The sequence below is a fragment of the Pseudoalteromonas gelatinilytica genome (genome assembly GCF_001641615.1).
GTDB lineage: Bacteria > Pseudomonadota > Gammaproteobacteria > Enterobacterales > Alteromonadaceae > Pseudoalteromonas > Pseudoalteromonas gelatinilytica.
The window spans coordinates 235,626-253,600 of the sequence record NZ_LRRU01000004.1; the positions used below are offsets into that span (position 1 = coordinate 235,626).

The following is a 17,975-nucleotide window of genomic DNA, read 5'->3' on the forward strand; positions in this document are numbered from 1 at the left end:
TTTTTCACACTTGCGACGACTAACTAAATAACATAACCCATTAGGACATCATTATGAATTTAGTACGCATCAGCGCAAGTGCACTCTTAATCACAGCCACTACAGCGTGTATCGGCCTCTCAAATGCCAGTACAGCACACAACCAAGGTGATTATCGTGTTATCACTTTTAAAGACTGTAAAAAGGTAAGCGAAAGTACCCTCAATAACGAACAGATTGCTGCATACCTAGAGCTTGAACGTGAGCAGGTAAAACTAGAAGCACTTGAGCAACCTATTAGTGACATTGAGCTACAAGTTACTGAGTACTCTGAGCAAATAGAAGCAATCACTGAAGAAGCAGTGATTGAAGACGAAAACCACTTGCGAATTAATAAAAGCTTATTAAAAGAGCAAGATAAGTTGGCTAAAGAGCTCAATAAACTTATGGCTGCTCATGATGCCGATTTTAAAGCACTGGAACAGCAAGCAAAGTTAATTGAACATGCCGCTAAACAGTTTGATAAAACTATGAAGCCTTTAATGGAACAAGGTGAGTCAACCCATCTACAAATTTTAGCGCCGGGTGAAGAGGAAAAACCTGGGTGTTTTTACACTATCTAAAGTACGTTGCCAAGATGTGCATAAAGTTTCGCATGTGATTGACGAATGTCTTCTTTATGCACTTGCTTATACCATTTTAGAGCCTGCTCTGGCTTGCCTGCTTGCCAATTAATTTCAGCTAGCCGTAATGTATAAATGGCAATCACATGGCGATCTGAGTCTGAGTCCATGTACTTAAGAGACTGAGTATAAACAGCGTCAGCTTGCTCATAATTTGCCAGAAGTTGGTGGGTACGCGCTAAATTACCTAAAGCGACAGAGATTTTGCGATTATGGTTGGTTTTTAAAATCCAATCAGCGGCGATTTGTCGGCTTGCAAGTGCGCCATCTACATCACCTAATGAATGAAAAACACTGGCTTTATTCGAAGCCAGTTCAAAGTGAAAAATGGGATCTTTGCTTTTTCCAAAGCGACGCTCTGCCCTATCAAGTATATGCAGTGCCGTTTCTTTGTTGCCAAACACGTATTGCAAATTAGCCAATTCAACCATGCGCATAGGGTTACCAAAAGAGTCAAAGATTGCTTGCAGTTTTTCAAATGCTTTAGTGGCATATTTACGACCTGTTTCAAAGTCGCCTAAATAATGCATTGATTTAGCGTAATAAAAGTAAACTTGCACTTGAAAGACAACAGGCAATTCTTCACTTGAAATGAAGGGCTCAGTGCTATCTTTCAAGGTCTGAAATTCCATTTTGTCGTAGAAATAATCAAACTGATAAGATTTAATCTCATACCAACGCGCAGAGCCAAGCTCACTGCTTGCAAGCTGCTGATTAATGTAATCTAAGCAACTAATTTGTGGTTGTTGCTCACAAAACATCTCATGATCACTAAAGTTTTCAGAGGCGCTGACATTAAGGCAAGATAATCCTAGTAATAACAAGGCTAACTTTTTTTTCATTCACTATTTTCTCAGTGATAACTCACTCAGAAAACTAACAAAATTTAATGCTTTGTAACAGTATTTTTTAATTAAATTGATAAGTGTAACCCAGTACTAAGTTTTGATCTGAGCCATAATCACTGTCTTCTGTTGCAGCAAAAAGCTTGAAACTTTGTTGTTTATCAAATTGATAACTTGCACCAATGGCTGCGAAATAACCTGAATAATCGTTAGAACCTACCGAATACGCTGCTGCAGTCATTAATGTCCATTTTTCGGATAATGGCTTTAAAGCAAATGCACCTAAGTAACCACCGTCACTGCTGTTTGGAATGAGCACCCAACCCTCGGGGCCAGGTATTTCTGTTGTTAAACATGCTCCTTGCCCTGCTAAACAAGCAATTTCACCATCAACATGGCTATAACCCCCCATAGCGAAAATTTGCCAACCATAGGGCGCAATATCAAAGTAACTCAGTGGCATAAAGGTGCCAACACTGTAGGTTGTACGCTCAGCTCCTTGATCATAACTTTGCTTACCAAAGCTAAAATTAACAATGCCAATATCAAATAGCCACGAGCCACCAACACGCCATTCATCACCATTGGCACTCACACTGGCATTAAGCTTTTTTACTGCTCCCAAACTTAGCGAACCGGTGATCCTTAATTCATCAGAATAACTGGCGCCAAACTGAGTGACGACCTTGGTGGGATCTTCACTCAGTTTAGTTTGTTCACCCGAAGCGGTTTGTGCTGCTGATGCGCTAAACACTGAAATTACCGATAAAGCAGCCAGTGCTGCTTTTTTACCTAATACCATATTAACGTCCTTTTAGTTTGACTGAGTCACAATTCATAATAACTGTGTATTAGGTAAATAAAAGTGTTTATTTTATGTTCGCTTACAATTTTAGCTACAACGCAGCAATACACTCCACTTCAACCTTTGCGCCAAGTGCCAAGCCGCTAGCTGCAAAAGCACTTCTGGCGGGTAACTTAGTAAAAAATGGCGTGTAGGCTTGATTGGCTAAAGGCCAGTCTTTTATATCTGCCAACATAAGGGTGCATTTAACAACATCGTTAAAATCTAAATTGTGATCTTGCAAAACAAAGCCAATGTTTTTCATTGCCTGCGTCATTTGGGTGCTGATGTCATTGCCTGCCAACGCCATGGTGGTTGGCAAGTTGCCTAATTGCCCCGATAAAAATAATAACCCAGCCGCTTCACGCGCCATCACAAACGGTAATTTTTCATTATCACCTAAGTGGATAAATTGGCCATTTTTAATTACATGAACAATGTTTTGGCTATTGGTGATTTCAATACTTGGATCACTGTTAAGTACCACAAGATTCGCCGTTTTACCTGCCTTTATTGAACCAGTTTGCTTTTCAATGCCTATCACTTTTGCACCATTAATGGTTGCAGCCTGTAGAGCTTCTAAAGGTGTTAAACCTGCCCGTTCAACTAATAACTTCATTTCATCGTGCACCATAGGCGTTACAGTATTAAATCTATCACTGGTCACATCAGTACCTGCTGCAATAGTTACACCGGCTTGATGAGCCAATTGCGTAAACAACCCGCCCCACTCATTGAGCAATAACCCTTTTTCACCACGTGAGGCTTTGGTTTTATCAAAGACCGTTAAGGTTGAGTCTAGAATTGTGCCCTTATTTTTCATCTGTTTTATGAGTGTTTGATAAGCTTCTAGTTGCTTTGCATCGCTTTTTTGCTGCTCTGTTAAGGCGACATTTTTACGACGCATATCATAGAAATTTTCAATTACTTGCGCGGCAAAATCGGCAGCATGTGAAATTGTTTCAACCCCACCATTAACCGCTTCAAGCGGTGTTGCTGGGCCAATAAAAGCATGCGACCACACCTTGAGGTCATGTTTTTTAGCAGCTTGAGATAACTTTGCTACCACTGATCCTGGCACATTTGCATAAATTTTGATGCCGGTTGCCCCCAACCCTTTACTACGCAGCATAATGGCATCAAAGTCACTGTGTTCATCAACGGCACGCATCCAGTCCACAGCTCCCGGGATTTCACCTTTTGCAGAGGCGACTGTGCGGGGGTCAGAAAAGAACGCTTTACCACCAATAATCACAGAATAATAGATATCCGGTGATTGAATAATATCGTTATCGGCTCGTCTTTTAAGTGAACTCAAAGCACGGGTATCGCCGCCCATATCGCGCACACTTGTTACACCCCCCTGTAAAAGCTGACGCAAGCGTGTGCGTGTGATTTCATCGTTATCTGAGTCATCAGGCGAAGTAGCATGGTGCACATGAGTATCGATTAAACCGGGTATGACATACTTTCCTGCTAAATCGATTTTAATGACATCATCGGCAAAGCGACGAGAACTTGCAGGAACAATTTGTTTGATTTTGTCATCTTCTATGATGATGGTTTGTGCTTTATTAACCGACAAGGCTTCGACGTCGATTAGGTTCACATTTTGTAATGCAATGGTTTGTGCCATCACCGACGACGATAATGCCAATGCAATGCTGGCAAGTAATGTGTTGATGCCCGATTTCATAATCACCTCTTATTCTTGTTTTAACCCCCAACTTACACCTGAATTGCTTGGTTTTACATCTCACAAAAGTTTATAGTGTATGAACTTATAGTTTAAAAATAATAACAATGAACAAACTAGAAGCCGTCAGGGCAATATGCTTAGTTGCTGAATATCAAAGCTTTACGCAAGCTGCTAAGCAGATGCAGCTGTCTACCACCATGGTTAGCCGCTACGTTAAACAGTTAGAGCAAAACTTAGGCTGCTTGCTGCTAAAACGAAACACCCGCAAAGTTTGCTTAACCGATGCAGGCCAAAACTATGTTCTGCAAATGAAGCCATTGCTGAATAAATTTAATGAAGTTGATGCTGAGCTTAGCGGGCTTAGTCAAACGCCTAGTGGTAAGCTAGCTATTTCAGCCAGTATTGAATTTGGTTGCCAATATTTAGCACCTTTGGTTAGTCAATATCAGCATGATTTCCCTGATGTGAAATTAGATATTGTATTGTCTAATACGCCTGTTGATTTATTTGATAGCCAAATTGATCTGGCATTTAGAGTTGCTCCTTCATTACCTGATGCCAGCCACATAGCGCAGACGGTTTGCCATTCATCATTATCTTTATGGGCCAGTCCTGCTTACTTAAAAAAACATGGTACGCCAACAGATATTGCGGCTTTATCTGAACATAGATTACTGTTTTTCAGTCATCATATTCGTCATGACCAATGGATATTTTTGCTAGATGGTCAGCATGTTTGCCGCAAATTTAACTGGGCAATGACCTCTAATAATGGCCGATTTTTAAATGAAGCAGCGGCAGCGGGTGGTGGGATAATTCAAGCGCCTCGTTATTCAGTCGCCCCGTTTATTAAGTCAGGCGAATTAGTCGAGGTGTTAGCAGAGCACACCCTAAAACCATTAACGATTGCTGCGGTTTATCCGCATAGGTATGCGCTGTCAAATCGGGTGAAATCATTTGTTGAGCTGGCTAAACACTACTTTAGCCAGCATCCGATCCCTTAAAGAAGGAGTAAACTACCTAAACCTAGGAAGGTAACAAAACCGACGATGTCGGTGACTGTGGTCAGGATCACAGACCCTGAAAGGGCTGGATCGATTTTAAGCTTATCTAAAATCGATGGGATCACCACCCCAGATAATGAAGCAGCCACTAAGTTAAGTAAGATAGCGATAGTGATGGTTAAACTTAACATGCCATCGTTGAACCAAAAATAAGTAAGCACACCAATCACAAAGGCCCAAACACAGCCGTTTAACGCCCCTACTCTAAGCTCTTTTTTCAGCAGCGCTTTGCGGTTAGAGTCGGTAACCTGACCGAGTGCCAAACCGCGTACAATAACCGTTAACGTCTGACTACCTGCAATACCGCCCATAGAAGCGACAACCGGCATTAATACCGCCAGCGCAACCACTTGCTCGATAGTTGCACCAAACAAACCGATAAACCAAGAGGCCAAAAACGCCGTTGCTAGATTAATACCAAGCCAAATACCGCGGTTTTTTGCCGATTTAGTGACGCTTGAGAACAGATCCTCGTCTTCACGTAGACCACCGGCTTTTGCAGCGGCTTCGTCGGTCACTTCTTGACGCAATTCATAAGCTGATGACACTGACAATCGGCCTAATAGTTTGTTGTCGGCATTCACAACAGGCATCGCCATTTGCTCACTGTGAATAACCACTTCAGCGGCTTCGTACAGGTCGTCATCAGCATGTAAAGCCGATACATCAAGGTTCGCGTAATCCAGCAGGCTGTCGTTATCATTGGCTTTAAATAAAGCATTGATAGCCACTTCACCAATGAGAGTGCCCTTACGGCTGACTAGATAAATCACCTCGGTATATTGCGGTAAGCCTTTTTGAAAAATTTTACGCGCGCCTGCCACTGTGAGTTTTTCTGACACTTTTAGCGCATCAAAATCGAGCCAGTGACCTAACTGCTCTGGATTATATTGCTGTGCAAGGTCGTACTGTTTTGTTTGAACTTCATCGAGTTGTCTGCGTGCATAATCAACAAAGCGCTCAGGAATAATTTCTTCAAGTTCAAGTAACTCTTCTACGCTCACTTCGTCAAGTAACTTAAAGCCTTCGGTTTCATCTAGACTTTGCAATAACCAACGACAGCTATCGCCACCTAGGTTAATGAAGATTTCATGTTGTGTATCTTCATCAAGTAATTGCCATATTTCTAAACGCTGCTCTTTAGGTAACGCTTCGAACAATAACGATAAATGTTCAGTAGAAAGCTTTTCTTTAGCATCAGCAAGTAACTTATTTTTGCGTGTTGTGGTGTCACACTGAAGCAAGTCATCAATTAACTGGGGAAGTTGGTCAACTGGATACTCAATCATTTGAGACCTCGGTTAATTACATCAATAACAATAGTCTAACGCAGCTGGCAAAAAATAACTGCTCTGAAAAGGTATATTTTTTGAAACTAAGCAATTACTCCCCAGCTGTAAAACATCGTTTTTAAATCACGGTTCAAGTTAGAGAACCACAATTGCACAAAAAAGCACAACCAAACGCAATTAAGATCTATTATCATTCGCATTATAATGATAACATCTCAACCCTTCATAATTTTTAAATAATAAATACGGGTATCAGCATGAAAAACAGAATAAAGTATTTACCATTTGTAATTGCATTTGCTCTCACTGGATGCGGTGGTTCAGATAGTAATAATGCACCTGAGTTCACAAGTAACTTAATGTTCACACTAGATGAAGATACATCTATTACGGGCCAAGTTGTGGCAGCAGATGATGATGCTGTTAGCTATACCCTCGGCTCTGCAGCAAGTAACGGAGTATTTGCTTTAAATGCTGATGGTACATTTACCTATACCCCAAAAGAAAATTTTGCAGGCCAAGACACAGTAACCGTTACCGCCACTGACGGCAGCTTAAGTACTGATGCAGTACTTACTTTTACGGTTAACAACGTTAACGATGCACCAACGCTTACGAGCCAGTCAATCACTGTAACCACCTCAACAACAACTGAAGGTTCATTAACTTTTAATGATGCCGACGGTGACACTGTAACTGTCTCTTTAGTAACGCCTCCTACCAACGGTACCCTTACTCTAGATGAACAAACAGGGGCATTTACATTTACCGCAGAAACGCTGTCAGAAATTAACGATAGTTTTGTTATTGAATTTACCGATGGCAATATTAGCTCGCCTATCACCGCAACCATTGAATTAAAACCTTCGTATGTTACGAACGAAGATAAGCTCAATTACTACTACAGCTCAGATAAGTCTCATTTAAAACAAGCACAAGCGATTAGTGAAAATATCAATGATGATATTTACATGGACGAAGTAAACACACAATTAGCTATTGGTTACCTTATTGCAGGCTTTGCTGAGAAAGCTGACGAACACTTCAACAAAATTACAGCAATAGACACAAAAGCAAATGCCTATTTAGATGCAGCTAAATCTCTTGATTTGATAAATTTAAGTGAAAAAGCTTTAACGTTTAGACAAGATGCTGCAACTCTTTACAATCAATACCTTGCTGAAAAAGGACTGGAAAATATCAGCAGCTCAGATCCGGGCTTTTATCTGACTCTAACGAATCAATACAACGCAGCTGGCCAAACTGAGGCCGCTCAAGCTATGTTAGACACACTAAAACTTTATGCAAGTGAGGTTTATACAGAAGAATATAATGCGACTTATATTAGGTTCATATCTGCAATCAAAAAAACCGTTGAGTCTTCTAAAGAGCAATATGCTGCAACCCACACAGAAACAGTAAGAAATGAAGGAGTAAAAGTCACTCAAGCCATGGCCGAATTAAGTGAAAAAATCGGTTACTTTATACAAAAGTCAGGTGACTACAAAGGCCAACCAACTGAGCGTATGCGGGCACTTTACATTGCATGGTCTGCTCAATCTTTTATTCAGCTAAATGAAGTTGATTTGGCAAAATATTATACGAACTTAGCGCTTTCATATTATGGTGTTGTTGGTTTTGATAATACATATAGCTTTACTGCAAGCCCATATGCAGAAGCAACTTTAGCTTCATATACCTATCCATTAGAAGTTTTAACAGCAAATATTAAAGCTTTATATGATGTAGAGCTTTCAAATAATCCCGCTTTTGCTTTACTCACAGATCAAGATGACAAAGATGATGCTGTTGAATTTTCTTTTGCTTATGAAGTAGCTAACAAGCTACAAGCGGGTATCACCATAGATGATGCAGTACAAAACGCGAAAGAATACTTTATGAGTGGCGAATCACCTAATGCAATTAGCTTCTATCAGACACTTATAACCTCATCAGGCCAACCTGGTGCAGCTGATATTCTTCGAGTTCGAGGTGAAAATGAACTTGGCCTAATTCTGGCTAATTACGCCGCAGATATACTATTTTCTGAAGAGTATATTTTAAGTCAAACTTCACCTACTTACATTACTGACCGGTATGGTTGTGCTGGACTAGTCAATCTTGCAATAGCATTAGGTAATGAGCAACAAGCTAAAAATTACGCACAGCGTTGTTCAGATATTATAGATACTTACTTTATTGAAAATAATACTAACTTCACTACCGACTCAGCTGCTTATGCATTGAATCACCAGCTAGCTACTTTCGGGCTCGTATCTCAACCTGAATCGATAGCTAACACCGCAGAAAAACTTAAAACTCTAATTAATTTGTTTGAAAAAAAGCAAACACAAATAGAATGGCGATTAAGTTCACTCGGATACCTTGTACAAGCAGGGCTAATTGATATGGCGTTAAATTGGTTAGATATCAGCTTGACCACACTGCAATCAGAACAATCAAACCTTGATATTAATGACTATAAATCTCTACTTACTAAAGCACTTTACGCGACACTTAGCACTGGCAAAACAAGTGGTGGACTATTCGAAAGCTACTCTCTCACCTCATCATTAGCTAGATTCCAAGTAAATAACGAGCAATATGCCTCAGCTTATGCTGAAACAATTGAAATGTTAAAGCCATTTGTAGCCAATGCAAATACGTTTGTACTCTTACAAGACGATAAAGTTATACAAAGTAACCTTGAAACATTGATTACTTTTCAGACCCTACTTGGCAATGATGCCGCGGTAAAAGAATTAATTGCTCACTCAGTCAATGCAGAAGCAGATAAGCTATCACTTACAGCCCTTTATGCTAACTTAGTCGCTCAAAGAGATGATTTCCCTACATCTTCGATAGCAAGTATCGATACAGACCACGATGGCAAACCTAACTTCTTCTTATCAGGCGCATCAGAACAAGCAATTGCTGAATCCGGCTTAATTGCAGATAACGATGCTGACAATGATGGGATTGAAGACAGTATCGATGTGACTCCTTTAGGAGAATAGCCCATTATAATACGGCGAGGCAGCTCTGCCTCGCCCGCCATGTTAAAACCCCAACAAATTCAACAAATACTCAACAAAAGGAATTTAATATTCCTTGGAAAATAAAAAACCCCGCAATACAATTGAGATCTATTTCTATTCTCATTTTTAATTGATACAATCACCCACTCTTATCTTTATGCAAAATACGCAACAAATAAAGCAATTAATTTAATAAAGGTAATTAACTATTGCCAGCTCTTATGCGGCCTTCTCTTTAATCTAATTGGTACTATTTCAGGAGTTTTACCATGCAAATGCGCTACTTATCAGCGTGTTTGATGCTTTTACTTAATGCCCCTTTACACGCTAATGAAGTAAAGCAACAAACAACAGATCCTCAATGTAACGATAAGAACAATAAGCAATGCAAAGAGATAGAGCGCATTACTGTTAAAGGGCAATACATCGGGATTGAAGTACCTGAGGTGATAGGTCGTGCCTATTTAGATAGAAACTTTATCGAAGCAACCCCCAAAGGTAATGGTGATATTAATGAGTTAATTGCCTTACTGCCGGGCGTGCAATTAAGTGAAGACTACTACTCGATTGATAACCTTGCTGAAATTAGCGCCCCTGAAATTAGTATCTCGGGTGCAAAGCCTTGGCAAACAGGCTTTATGATTGATGGCATGAATTATAACAATCGTCTTGATCCTGCCAGCGCGAGCCGTATTGGGGCCTCTGAAAATGAGGTATCAGGCGGTGTGCAGAGCATGAACATTAACAGTCAAATTGTTGAGTCGATTACTGTTTACGATCATAACATTCCTGCAGACTTTGGTGACTTTTCTGGTGGCGTGGTCGATGCCGAAACGATTTCACCTTTTTCTACAGACACTCGTGTGAGCTTTGGTATTCGTGGTAACCGCAGTGATTGGGGGGAGTACCATATAATCGATAACGATGAGCCTGATGACACCGCAGAGGGCAAAGACGACCTTGAGCCGCCAATCTATGAAAAAACGAATATCGATTTTTCAATCCAAAAAAAGTTAAATGAACAGCATGCGTTACTAATGAGCGTTAGCTATTTAAAAAGTGATATTTCGGATATTTCGCTCTCGGCGCAAAAGGTCGAAAGTAGAGAAAACATCAACGCCTTACTGAAATACAGCTATCGCGATGGCTGGGTTGATTCACTCGATTTAAGCGTTATGTATGCCCCTTATACTTCAGACTCGTACTTGAAAGACGTGCTCAATAGTGACTATCAAGTTGAAGGGGGAAGTTTTGGCTTTACTGCGAATTTAGCTGAAGAAACACGCTTTGGTCACTTCAGCAGCAAATTTAATATGAGTCAAAGTGATAACAACCGTACAGGGCCTGCGCATTTTTATACTTGGCTTCAAGCTAAAGGCAAAGAATGGGGTCAATTAGCCGATCAAAGCGTCGACTCAATTCCTGTTTCAGAGTACGGCGGCTATGGCAACCTTGATAACACGCAAACCACCTTTAATTGGCGAAACACCCTAACACTTGAGCGTAAAAAGTGGGGCAATACCGAACATGCAATTCGCGTGGGTGCTGAACTCAACCATCAAAATTATGAGCGAACTCGCCAACAAAACTATTATAAGTATGACTCACCAATTCAATACTCATCAACTAACGCACAACTAAACTGTAGTGGCTATACTCTTGATTGTGTTGAACAAAGTTTTTATGTTGATTTAGATACCCTTGCCGAGCAATTAGGCGGCAGTATCGATTTTAATAATCCAGAGCACTTACTTGCCTACTCGAATAACGTCGCGACAACTGCTCAGTATTTTAACTCTCGTCTTGTCACACCACGTGAAAATATCGATGTAAGCTTAAATAAAGCAGCACTGTATGCTACCGATGTGATCACCTGGAAGCAGTTTGATTTTCATTTAGGCGTTAGATACGACTACGATGATTTTTTCAAAAATCACAATATCGCGCCAAGATTTTCAATGGGTTATGACGTATTTAACGATGGCAATACACTACTGACTGCGGGTTTAAACCGTTATTACGATGCAGGCCTACTTGGTTATAAAATTAAAGAGCAACAAAAGTTTGCTTACCGTGAGTACCGCCCTATTCAAAGTGGCTACTTACAAGCTTGGCTTCCTTCTTCTTACACAGGTAACTTTCGTTATATTTATGACGATGTGAAAAGCCCTTACGATGATGAAGTTGCCTTAGGTCTTCGCCATGCTACCGAGAGTTTCGGTAACTTTGCAGTGAAATACGTACATCGTGACAAAAAAGAGCAGCTATCCAGAAATGAAGAAACCAACCTAAAAAACGATGGTTATCAATATATTACTATTTATAATAATGGTACTGGCGAAAGCGAACGTTACTCACTGTCTTGGGATGCAAAATTTGGAGACCATTCAATATGGGCCAATGCATCTTATAGCCAAAATAGTGAAAGCAATAGTGACTACACTGCAACACCCGACAACACCCCTATCGAGACACTGGTTTACTATGAGGGTGAGCTCATGAGCTTATCTGAGTTAGATACCCTTAAAGCGAATTTTGGTCGCCCAGTAACTGCTAACTTTGGTTTGAATACCAACTGGACTGATACGTTTTCAACTGGTTTAACAGCAACCTACAGCGGCAGTTACACAACTGCAATTAAGTCTAGCAGCGATCAACAAATTGGTATTGGTAGTGAGTGTACTACGTGTGAAGCAGTTGAAATATTTGTACCAAAATACGAAGCACATACCTTTGATTCTCGCATTATGTTTGCCTTAAGTAGTCGTTGGAATTATCAAATAAGTCAATCTCAATCTGTTGAGTTCCGTCTTGATGTCAGCAACTTATTCAACGCCCGTAGCCATGCTATTACAGAAGGAAACTCAGGGATTGAACCTGGAAGAATGTTTTGGTTAGGGGTGTCTTATAACTATGAATAAGTGGTTACTTCTCTTAACGTGCAGCATTTTTACAACGAGCGCTTTTACTCAAGAGCAGTCATTACGCGAATTATACGCAAAGCCACAGCATGAGTGGCCAACGATTATTAGTAGTAAAGATGTGCCAGCTGCACCGCTTAAACCTTTAAAAGCCAAGCCGTTTAAGCAAAGTGATGAGATCATCGCATTAGGTGAAAAGCTATTTAACGATACCCGTTTGTCACGAGATAACACGGTAAGCTGCGCAAGCTGTCATGAGTCTCGTTTAGCGTTTACAGATAGGCGTAAACTAGCAGTTGGCATTGATGGTCAAGTCGGCACACGTAATACCCAAGCCATTATTGGTGTTGACCATTGGCAAACATTTTTTTGGGATGGCCGAGCAAAAACTGCAGCTCAGCAAGCATTAATGCCAATTGAAAACCCGATAGAAATGGGCAGTTCGGTTGAGCTTGTGCTTAACAAAGTAAACAGTGCTGAGGACTATAAAAACCCAATATTTAATGCCTTTGGCAAAGAAGCGCTTAATAAAGAGCTATTGGCTCTTGCGCTTGTTGCCTTTGAACGCACCTTTGATATTCCTGAATCACTTTTCACGCGCTTTATCGATAAAGCACAAACGAACCCTAGTGAAGCGGTTGCACTTTTAGACGATCAACAACTTGAAGGTTTACATCTATTTAGAACCAAAGCGAGGTGTATGACTTGTCATGAAGGCGCTTTACTCAGTGACAATGAATTTCATGTTACGGGGCTGCATTTTTATGGTCGAAAACTTCAAGATTTAGGGCGTTTTGATGCCACTCAAGACCCCGCTGATATAGGCAAGTTTAGAACCCCTTCTCTTTTAGCATTACAACAAAGTACGCCTTGGATGCACCATGGTGGCTTTCAAAATTTGCTAGGGATAGTCAACTTTTATAATGCAGGTGGAGCAAGGCCAAAACCGAGCAAAAAATTTAAAGATGATCCAAACTACCCACAAACAACTGAGTTACTGCATAAGTTAGCACTCAGTAAGGATGAAAAAAATGCGCTAATCGCATTTTTAGAAACCCTTTAACTGCATGCTCGCTCTTAGCAATAAGAGTGGGCTCTCTTACCCCTTTAATTGACTTGGCGTAAGCCCTGTCCAGCGTTTGAATGCTCGTCTGAAATTAGCAATATCATAAAATGATAAGCGCATGGCGACTTGCTCATTGCATTGCTCGCGCATGGCAAGTAAGTAAATCGCTTTGCGCTTACTTTGCTCATCATACAAGGTAGAAAACCGCACGCCATGGGCTTTTAGTTTGCGCTTGAAAGTTGCAGGGCTCATGGCAAATTGGCTGGCGACTTGGTCTAAATTTAACGCCGGATTTTGATAAATTAATCGGCTTACGGCTTCCACAAAAGTGCTATTTGCAGAATTTAATGCCGCTAGTTGCGAGTTAATTTGTGAGAACCTAAAACTACTAAACGCGGGGTTAGTCAGCCTAAGCGCGTGTTTATTTAATACCCAGCGGGTTATAGGTTTTTCAAAAACGACTTTAAGGCCCAAATGCTGCTCGTATTCTTGGCTATGTCTGGCGCGTTTATAGGCAAACTCAAACTGACAAGGGACTCGCTCACCCGCCACTTTTTTAATAACTTGATAAAACGCAGCGCTGTAAATTTCCATAACGTACTGGCTTATTTCATCATCCAAGCCCACTGCATTTTGCAGCACAATGTAATACTGCTCGTTATGTACATAACTATAACTAAATAACAAAGGAGCTAGTTGCATGCGCAAATTGTGTAACTGCTTTAAAGCTTGGCCGATGTGCGCTGCATGTAGCACGCCTTGAGCAGCAACAGAGGTATCGTTCGCCAGCTGACTGCCTAATAAAAAGCCGCTGTCGGCAGATTTCATCAACTGCTTAAACTGCGTCAATAAGCGTACTTGCTGCGAAATACTAAACTGATGCTGCACACTCATTAAGTCTTGCTCAAACACCCCAGTGCCTCTGAGTAACTTATGCAGTGCAATGCCGCGGCTTAAAGCCAGCTCCACCAGCGTGGTGATCAGCCCCTGTGCGGTGAGGTATTTGTCATCTTGATTAAGATACGGCTTCACAATGGCTGACTCTTTGTTGTTTTTGTTGTTGTAACTTAGCGTGTAAACGCGAGCTTAAACTGTGTGGTGTATCGCCTTGCATACTGCCCACTAAGGCCGCTGTTACATCTTGAAACTTAGCGTGTTTTTCGCCTTCGACCTTAAATGCACAATGGCTCAGCGCCGAGGTAATTTGCGCCACCAGCTCTTTCGCTTGTACTGCGCTGGTGTTTGGCATTAGCACCATAAAGCAGTCTCCTGCATAGCGGCACACCACATCGCTAAGGCGGCAATTCATCAACAAAAGCTCGCTCACTTCACGGAGTAAGCGGTCGCCTTCGATAAAACCAAATTCAGCGTTAAAATCAGCAAAACCGCGAATATCAATGGCGGCCAGTTGCAACGGCTGTGGCTCACTTAACTGCTCTTTTAGCACTGCTTGTAAGTAATCAGCCTTGTAAAGTCCTGTTATTGAACACACTAATTCATGCTCACGATGCTGGGCTTCACGACGTTTTAGTTGCCTATTCAGTACGTATTGCTCTTGGTGCCATTGATACAGCCCAAGGCTTGTGAAAATCATGCCTATCGGCGCAGGCAATGATTCAATCCAAGTAAGCCATGTGTTAGTTGGTTGATGTAACCACTCATCAAATAAATCAAGGGAAGCTGAAAACATAAAAAGCCCAAGCCCAAGCACTAAAAAGCTGGTGACTTTGCCGGGTGGCCTCGAAATAAGTAGCGCAGCTATCCAAGTAAGGGTCATTAGCACAATGCCCCCCTCACCTAAAATATCTAACCATGCGATATCAGCAAGAGACTTTAATTCTCCTGCTTGCGCGCTTAGCAAAAACGCAATTACAAACAGAGCAATAACTGCATTGGTTAAAAATCGATGATGAGTAAAAGGGTTATATCGCATTCTCAGTACCTAACTATTATTCACGCTGCCATGCTAACTCGTTAGCGTTTAAAGCAGCAGGGTCATATTAGCTCAATGATGTGACAGCAAAACGACAGTCATACCTTGTTAAACCTCCTAAGCACTGTATTTACCTTAAAAAGATGGGGTTATTGCAGCTCAAAAGTACTTTTAAAACCCGCTAATCACTTGTTTTTACTGGCTGTTAGCGATTTTCTGTCACATTTGCGTCATTTAAGCTGCGTACTTTGCTCGTCAAACCAAGGACAACCAGGAGCAACCCCATGAAACAATTTAAAACGAAGGCGTTAGTAAGCGCCCTCGCCTTATGCCAATTTGCCGCATACGCACAAGACGAACAAAACAGCGATGAGAAAAAAGTAAAAGTCTCTGAAGAGCTTGTCGTCTATGGCGAGATTGGTTATCGCAACCGCTCACAAGAGCTGGCACCGACGCTTGAATACTCACAAGAGTACTTTCAACGTTTTGAACCACTTACTGCTGGTGATGCATTAAAACGCGTACCGAGTGTGACGTTTTTATCGGATGTTTTAGAGTCTGATGGCGCGCGTATGCGTGGCTTAAGCCCGGCTTACACAAAGGTTCTTATTAACGGTGAAGAAGTACCTGGTGCAGGCGCTGACCGCTCATTCTTTGTTGACCGTATTCCTGCTGAGCTAATTGAGCGTGTAGAAATTATTCGTGCTTCAAGTGCAAACCGCTCTGCCGATGCCATTGCCGGTACGCTAAACATTGTATTGCGTGACGGTTACAGCCTAGATGGTGGTTACCTTCGTGCGGGTGGCCTGCGTTATGATGATGGCGAATTAAAAGAAAGCTTTGCCGGTGTTTACGGCACTGAGTTTGCTGGCGGCCGTTTATTACTTGGCGCTAACTTACAAGGCCGTTATAACCCAAAACAAAAATCAAGCCTACGCTATGGCGACAGCCCAGAGAATAACGCCAATTTCAAAAGCGAAGAATTCGATAACCGTGAAGACCAAACAGACACCCGCGATGGTGACGACACCTCACTAAATGCCAGCTACGAAATTGCTTTTGATAATGGCAGCAAGTTTGATATCAGCGCAATTTGGGTTGATACCGACCGTACTGAAGATGAGCGTTCATTTGAATATGACGACCCAACAGCAATCAATAACTCAATTGTTGAAGGCGGTAACCTTGAAACCGACAACGCCAATGTGTCTTACATTGATCAAACCAACTACAACATCAACTCGGGTTATGAGTTACCCCTTTTTGGTGGCACAAGTAAATTTAAGCTTGGTTTTGCAAGCTTTGAAGAGTCTGTTTACGAGCAAGAAGTAGAAATTGATACCTCTGAGCTACCTATGGTGTTTGAGGAAGAAGAAGAAACTGTAGACCTTGATGACAAAGAATGGTCATTACAATGGCAACATAGCTTATTTGCAGGCGAGAACAAAACGATTCAATTCGGTGCCTTTGTACAAGGTAAAGAGCGCGATACTGCGGTTTATCAAGCCGAAGGTGAAAGCGAACAAAGCTTTACAAGCTGGGATCAGTTTAACCAAACACCAATGTCACTGGCAGGCTTTAACAACGAGTTTGAAGCAGCCGCCGGTGGCGTAAATAAACTCGAAGAAGACCGCCTAGATGTATTTGCACTAGTGAAGCACGAAGACCAAGACTTCTCGTGGGAGTTAGGTGTGCGCTACGAAACAACTGATTCAACCATTACTGACAAAGTAGAAGGTGTGAGCGCTAAAAGCGATTATGACTTCTTCTTACCATCGGCACATTTACGCTACAACGTCTCTGAAAATGGCCGTGTTAGTGCCTCGGTTGCACGTAGCTTACGTCGCCCTGATTTTGATTACATCACCCCAGCTCTACTTGAAAAAGAATTAGGCGATAACGACTTTTTAGGTAACCCAGACTTACAACCAGAATCATCGTGGGGTATGGACTTAGGCTATGAGTATCGCTTAGGTAAAAGCGGCGTAGTAGGACTCAACGTGTTCTACCGTGATGTCACTGACCTTATCGAAATAGCTAATACAGGCCAACAAGGCTCAGAAGGTGATGGTACTTACATTTTGCAACCGCGTAACACCGGTGATGGCAATGTAAAAGGTATCGAGCTTGATTTATCAACGCCGCTAAGCGCCATTAGCATGCCAAACACCGGGGTATTCTTTAACTACTCATGGCTTGATTCAGAAGTAGATGACACTTTCGGTAGTCGTAAATTCAACGACCAATCTGACTATGTGTTTAACGTGGGTTTTATTCAAGACCTACCTGATTTAGGCGCTTCGTTCGGTGCAACTTACCGTAAACAAGGTGATGCCTATGGCCGTATCGTGGGTGAAGAAGTGACCACACACTATGGCGCGGACCTTGAAGTATTCGTAGAAAAACGCTGGCAAGACGTCACGCTTCGTTTAGTGGGCTCAAACCTATTAGATGCAAGTAAAGACGAAACCTTTAACAAGTTCGACACGGTTGATGACCAAATCAACCGCGACTTTGACGAGTATGAATTAGAGTCTGAAGAAGCAGGCCCTGTTATTCAGTTAATGCTGCGCTACGCGTTTTAATACACAAAAGAGTTATTAAGGCAGCG

General features: G+C 41.6%; 12 protein-coding genes. 6 read left to right on the forward strand and 6 right to left on the reverse strand.

Annotation, left to right across the window (positions count from 1 at the left end; all coding sequences use genetic code 11):
* The first annotated feature begins 53 nt into the window (after positions 1 to 53).
* The gene (locus tag NH153_RS01675; protein ID WP_063700347.1) at positions 54 to 602 is read left to right on the forward strand and encodes a hypothetical protein; all 549 of its coding nucleotides are present in this window, start codon (positions 54 to 56) and stop codon (positions 600 to 602) included.
* On the opposite strand, the gene NH153_RS01680 is transcribed toward NH153_RS01675, so the two are convergent.
* The 3 genes from NH153_RS01680 to NH153_RS01690 form a co-directional block, all read right to left on the reverse strand.
* Positions 599 to 1,504 (reverse strand): tetratricopeptide repeat protein, encoded by a 906-nt coding sequence (locus NH153_RS01680; protein WP_063700349.1) that lies wholly within the window; start codon positions 1,502 to 1,504, stop codon positions 599 to 601. The two genes, NH153_RS01675 and NH153_RS01680, sit on opposite strands and share 4 nt — an antisense overlap.
* Positions 1,505 to 1,571: 67 nt before the next feature.
* Entirely contained in the window at positions 1,572 to 2,309 is a 738-nt protein-coding gene (locus NH153_RS01685) for a hypothetical protein (protein ID WP_063700351.1), read from the reverse strand.
* A gap of 94 nt (positions 2,310 to 2,403) precedes the next feature.
* Positions 2,404 to 4,047, reverse strand: a complete 1,644-nt coding sequence (locus NH153_RS01690) for an amidohydrolase family protein (protein ID WP_063700353.1) — start codon at positions 4,045 to 4,047, stop codon at positions 2,404 to 2,406.
* A gap of 107 nt (positions 4,048 to 4,154) precedes the next feature.
* On the opposite strand from NH153_RS01690, the gene NH153_RS01695 reads away from it, so the two are divergent.
* Positions 4,155 to 5,054, forward strand: coding sequence for a LysR family transcriptional regulator (locus NH153_RS01695; protein WP_063700355.1), 900 nt, complete (start codon positions 4,155 to 4,157; stop codon positions 5,052 to 5,054).
* Here NH153_RS01695 and NH153_RS01700 read toward each other — a convergent pair.
* Positions 5,051 to 6,403 (reverse strand): magnesium transporter, encoded by a 1,353-nt coding sequence (locus NH153_RS01700; RefSeq protein ID WP_063700356.1) that lies wholly within the window; start codon positions 6,401 to 6,403, stop codon positions 5,051 to 5,053. The genes NH153_RS01695 and NH153_RS01700 overlap by 4 nt on opposite strands.
* A gap of 260 nt (positions 6,404 to 6,663) precedes the next feature.
* Between NH153_RS01700 and NH153_RS01705 the strand changes: the two genes are divergently transcribed.
* The 3 genes from NH153_RS01705 (at position 6,664) to NH153_RS01715 (ending at position 13,428) form a co-directional block, all read left to right on the forward strand.
* Entirely contained in the window at positions 6,664 to 9,423 is a 2,760-nt protein-coding gene (locus NH153_RS01705) for a cadherin-like domain-containing protein (protein WP_063700358.1), read from the forward strand.
* Positions 9,424 to 9,713: 290 nt separating this feature from the next.
* Complete coding sequence (locus tag NH153_RS01710) at positions 9,714 to 12,365, forward strand: TonB-dependent receptor plug domain-containing protein (protein ID WP_063700360.1); 2,652 nt, start codon at positions 9,714 to 9,716, stop codon at positions 12,363 to 12,365.
* On the forward strand, positions 12,358 to 13,428 hold the full coding sequence (locus tag NH153_RS01715; protein WP_063700363.1) for a cytochrome-c peroxidase: 1,071 nt from the start codon (positions 12,358 to 12,360) through the stop codon (positions 13,426 to 13,428). Before NH153_RS01710 ends, NH153_RS01715 begins: the two co-directional genes overlap by 8 nt.
* A gap of 36 nt (positions 13,429 to 13,464) precedes the next feature.
* Here NH153_RS01715 and NH153_RS01720 read toward each other — a convergent pair whose 3' ends face one another.
* Both NH153_RS01720 and NH153_RS01725 read right to left on the reverse strand, forming a co-directional pair.
* The gene (locus NH153_RS01720) at positions 13,465 to 14,463 is read right to left on the reverse strand and encodes an AraC family transcriptional regulator (protein ID WP_063700365.1); all 999 of its coding nucleotides are present in this window, start codon (positions 14,461 to 14,463) and stop codon (positions 13,465 to 13,467) included.
* A complete protein-coding gene (locus tag NH153_RS01725; protein ID WP_063700366.1) occupies positions 14,447 to 15,364 on the reverse strand; it encodes a GGDEF domain-containing protein in 918 nt (305 codons plus the stop codon). Before NH153_RS01725 ends, NH153_RS01720 begins: the two co-directional genes overlap by 17 nt.
* Before the next feature lie 284 nt (positions 15,365 to 15,648).
* Between NH153_RS01725 and NH153_RS01730 the strand changes: the two genes are divergently transcribed.
* On the forward strand, positions 15,649 to 17,949 hold the full coding sequence (locus NH153_RS01730) for a TonB-dependent receptor plug domain-containing protein (protein WP_063700368.1): 2,301 nt from the start codon (positions 15,649 to 15,651) through the stop codon (positions 17,947 to 17,949).
* Positions 17,950 to 17,975: the final 26 nt, after the last annotated feature.

Excerpts from the sequence above, each read along its gene's own strand:
- NH153_RS01675 (WP_063700347.1), top strand. The coding sequence starts at position 54 with ATGAATTTAGTACGCATCAGCGCAAGTGCACTCTTAATCACAGCCACT.
- NH153_RS01680 (WP_063700349.1), bottom strand. The coding sequence starts at position 1,504 with ATGAAAAAAAAGTTAGCCTTGTTATTACTAGGATTATCTTGCCTTAAT.
- NH153_RS01685 (WP_063700351.1), bottom strand. The coding sequence starts at position 2,309 with ATGGTATTAGGTAAAAAAGCAGCACTGGCTGCTTTATCGGTAATTTCA.
- NH153_RS01690 (WP_063700353.1), bottom strand. The coding sequence starts at position 4,047 with ATGAAATCGGGCATCAACACATTACTTGCCAGCATTGCATTGGCATTA.
- NH153_RS01695 (WP_063700355.1), top strand. The coding sequence starts at position 4,155 with ATGAACAAACTAGAAGCCGTCAGGGCAATATGCTTAGTTGCTGAATAT.
- NH153_RS01700 (WP_063700356.1), bottom strand. The coding sequence starts at position 6,403 with ATGATTGAGTATCCAGTTGACCAACTTCCCCAGTTAATTGATGACTTG.
- NH153_RS01705 (WP_063700358.1), top strand. The coding sequence starts at position 6,664 with ATGAAAAACAGAATAAAGTATTTACCATTTGTAATTGCATTTGCTCTC.
- NH153_RS01710 (WP_063700360.1), top strand. The coding sequence starts at position 9,714 with ATGCAAATGCGCTACTTATCAGCGTGTTTGATGCTTTTACTTAATGCC.
- NH153_RS01715 (WP_063700363.1), top strand. The coding sequence starts at position 12,358 with ATGAATAAGTGGTTACTTCTCTTAACGTGCAGCATTTTTACAACGAGC.
- NH153_RS01725 (WP_063700366.1), bottom strand. The coding sequence starts at position 15,364 with ATGCGATATAACCCTTTTACTCATCATCGATTTTTAACCAATGCAGTT.
- NH153_RS01730 (WP_063700368.1), top strand. The coding sequence starts at position 15,649 with ATGAAACAATTTAAAACGAAGGCGTTAGTAAGCGCCCTCGCCTTATGC.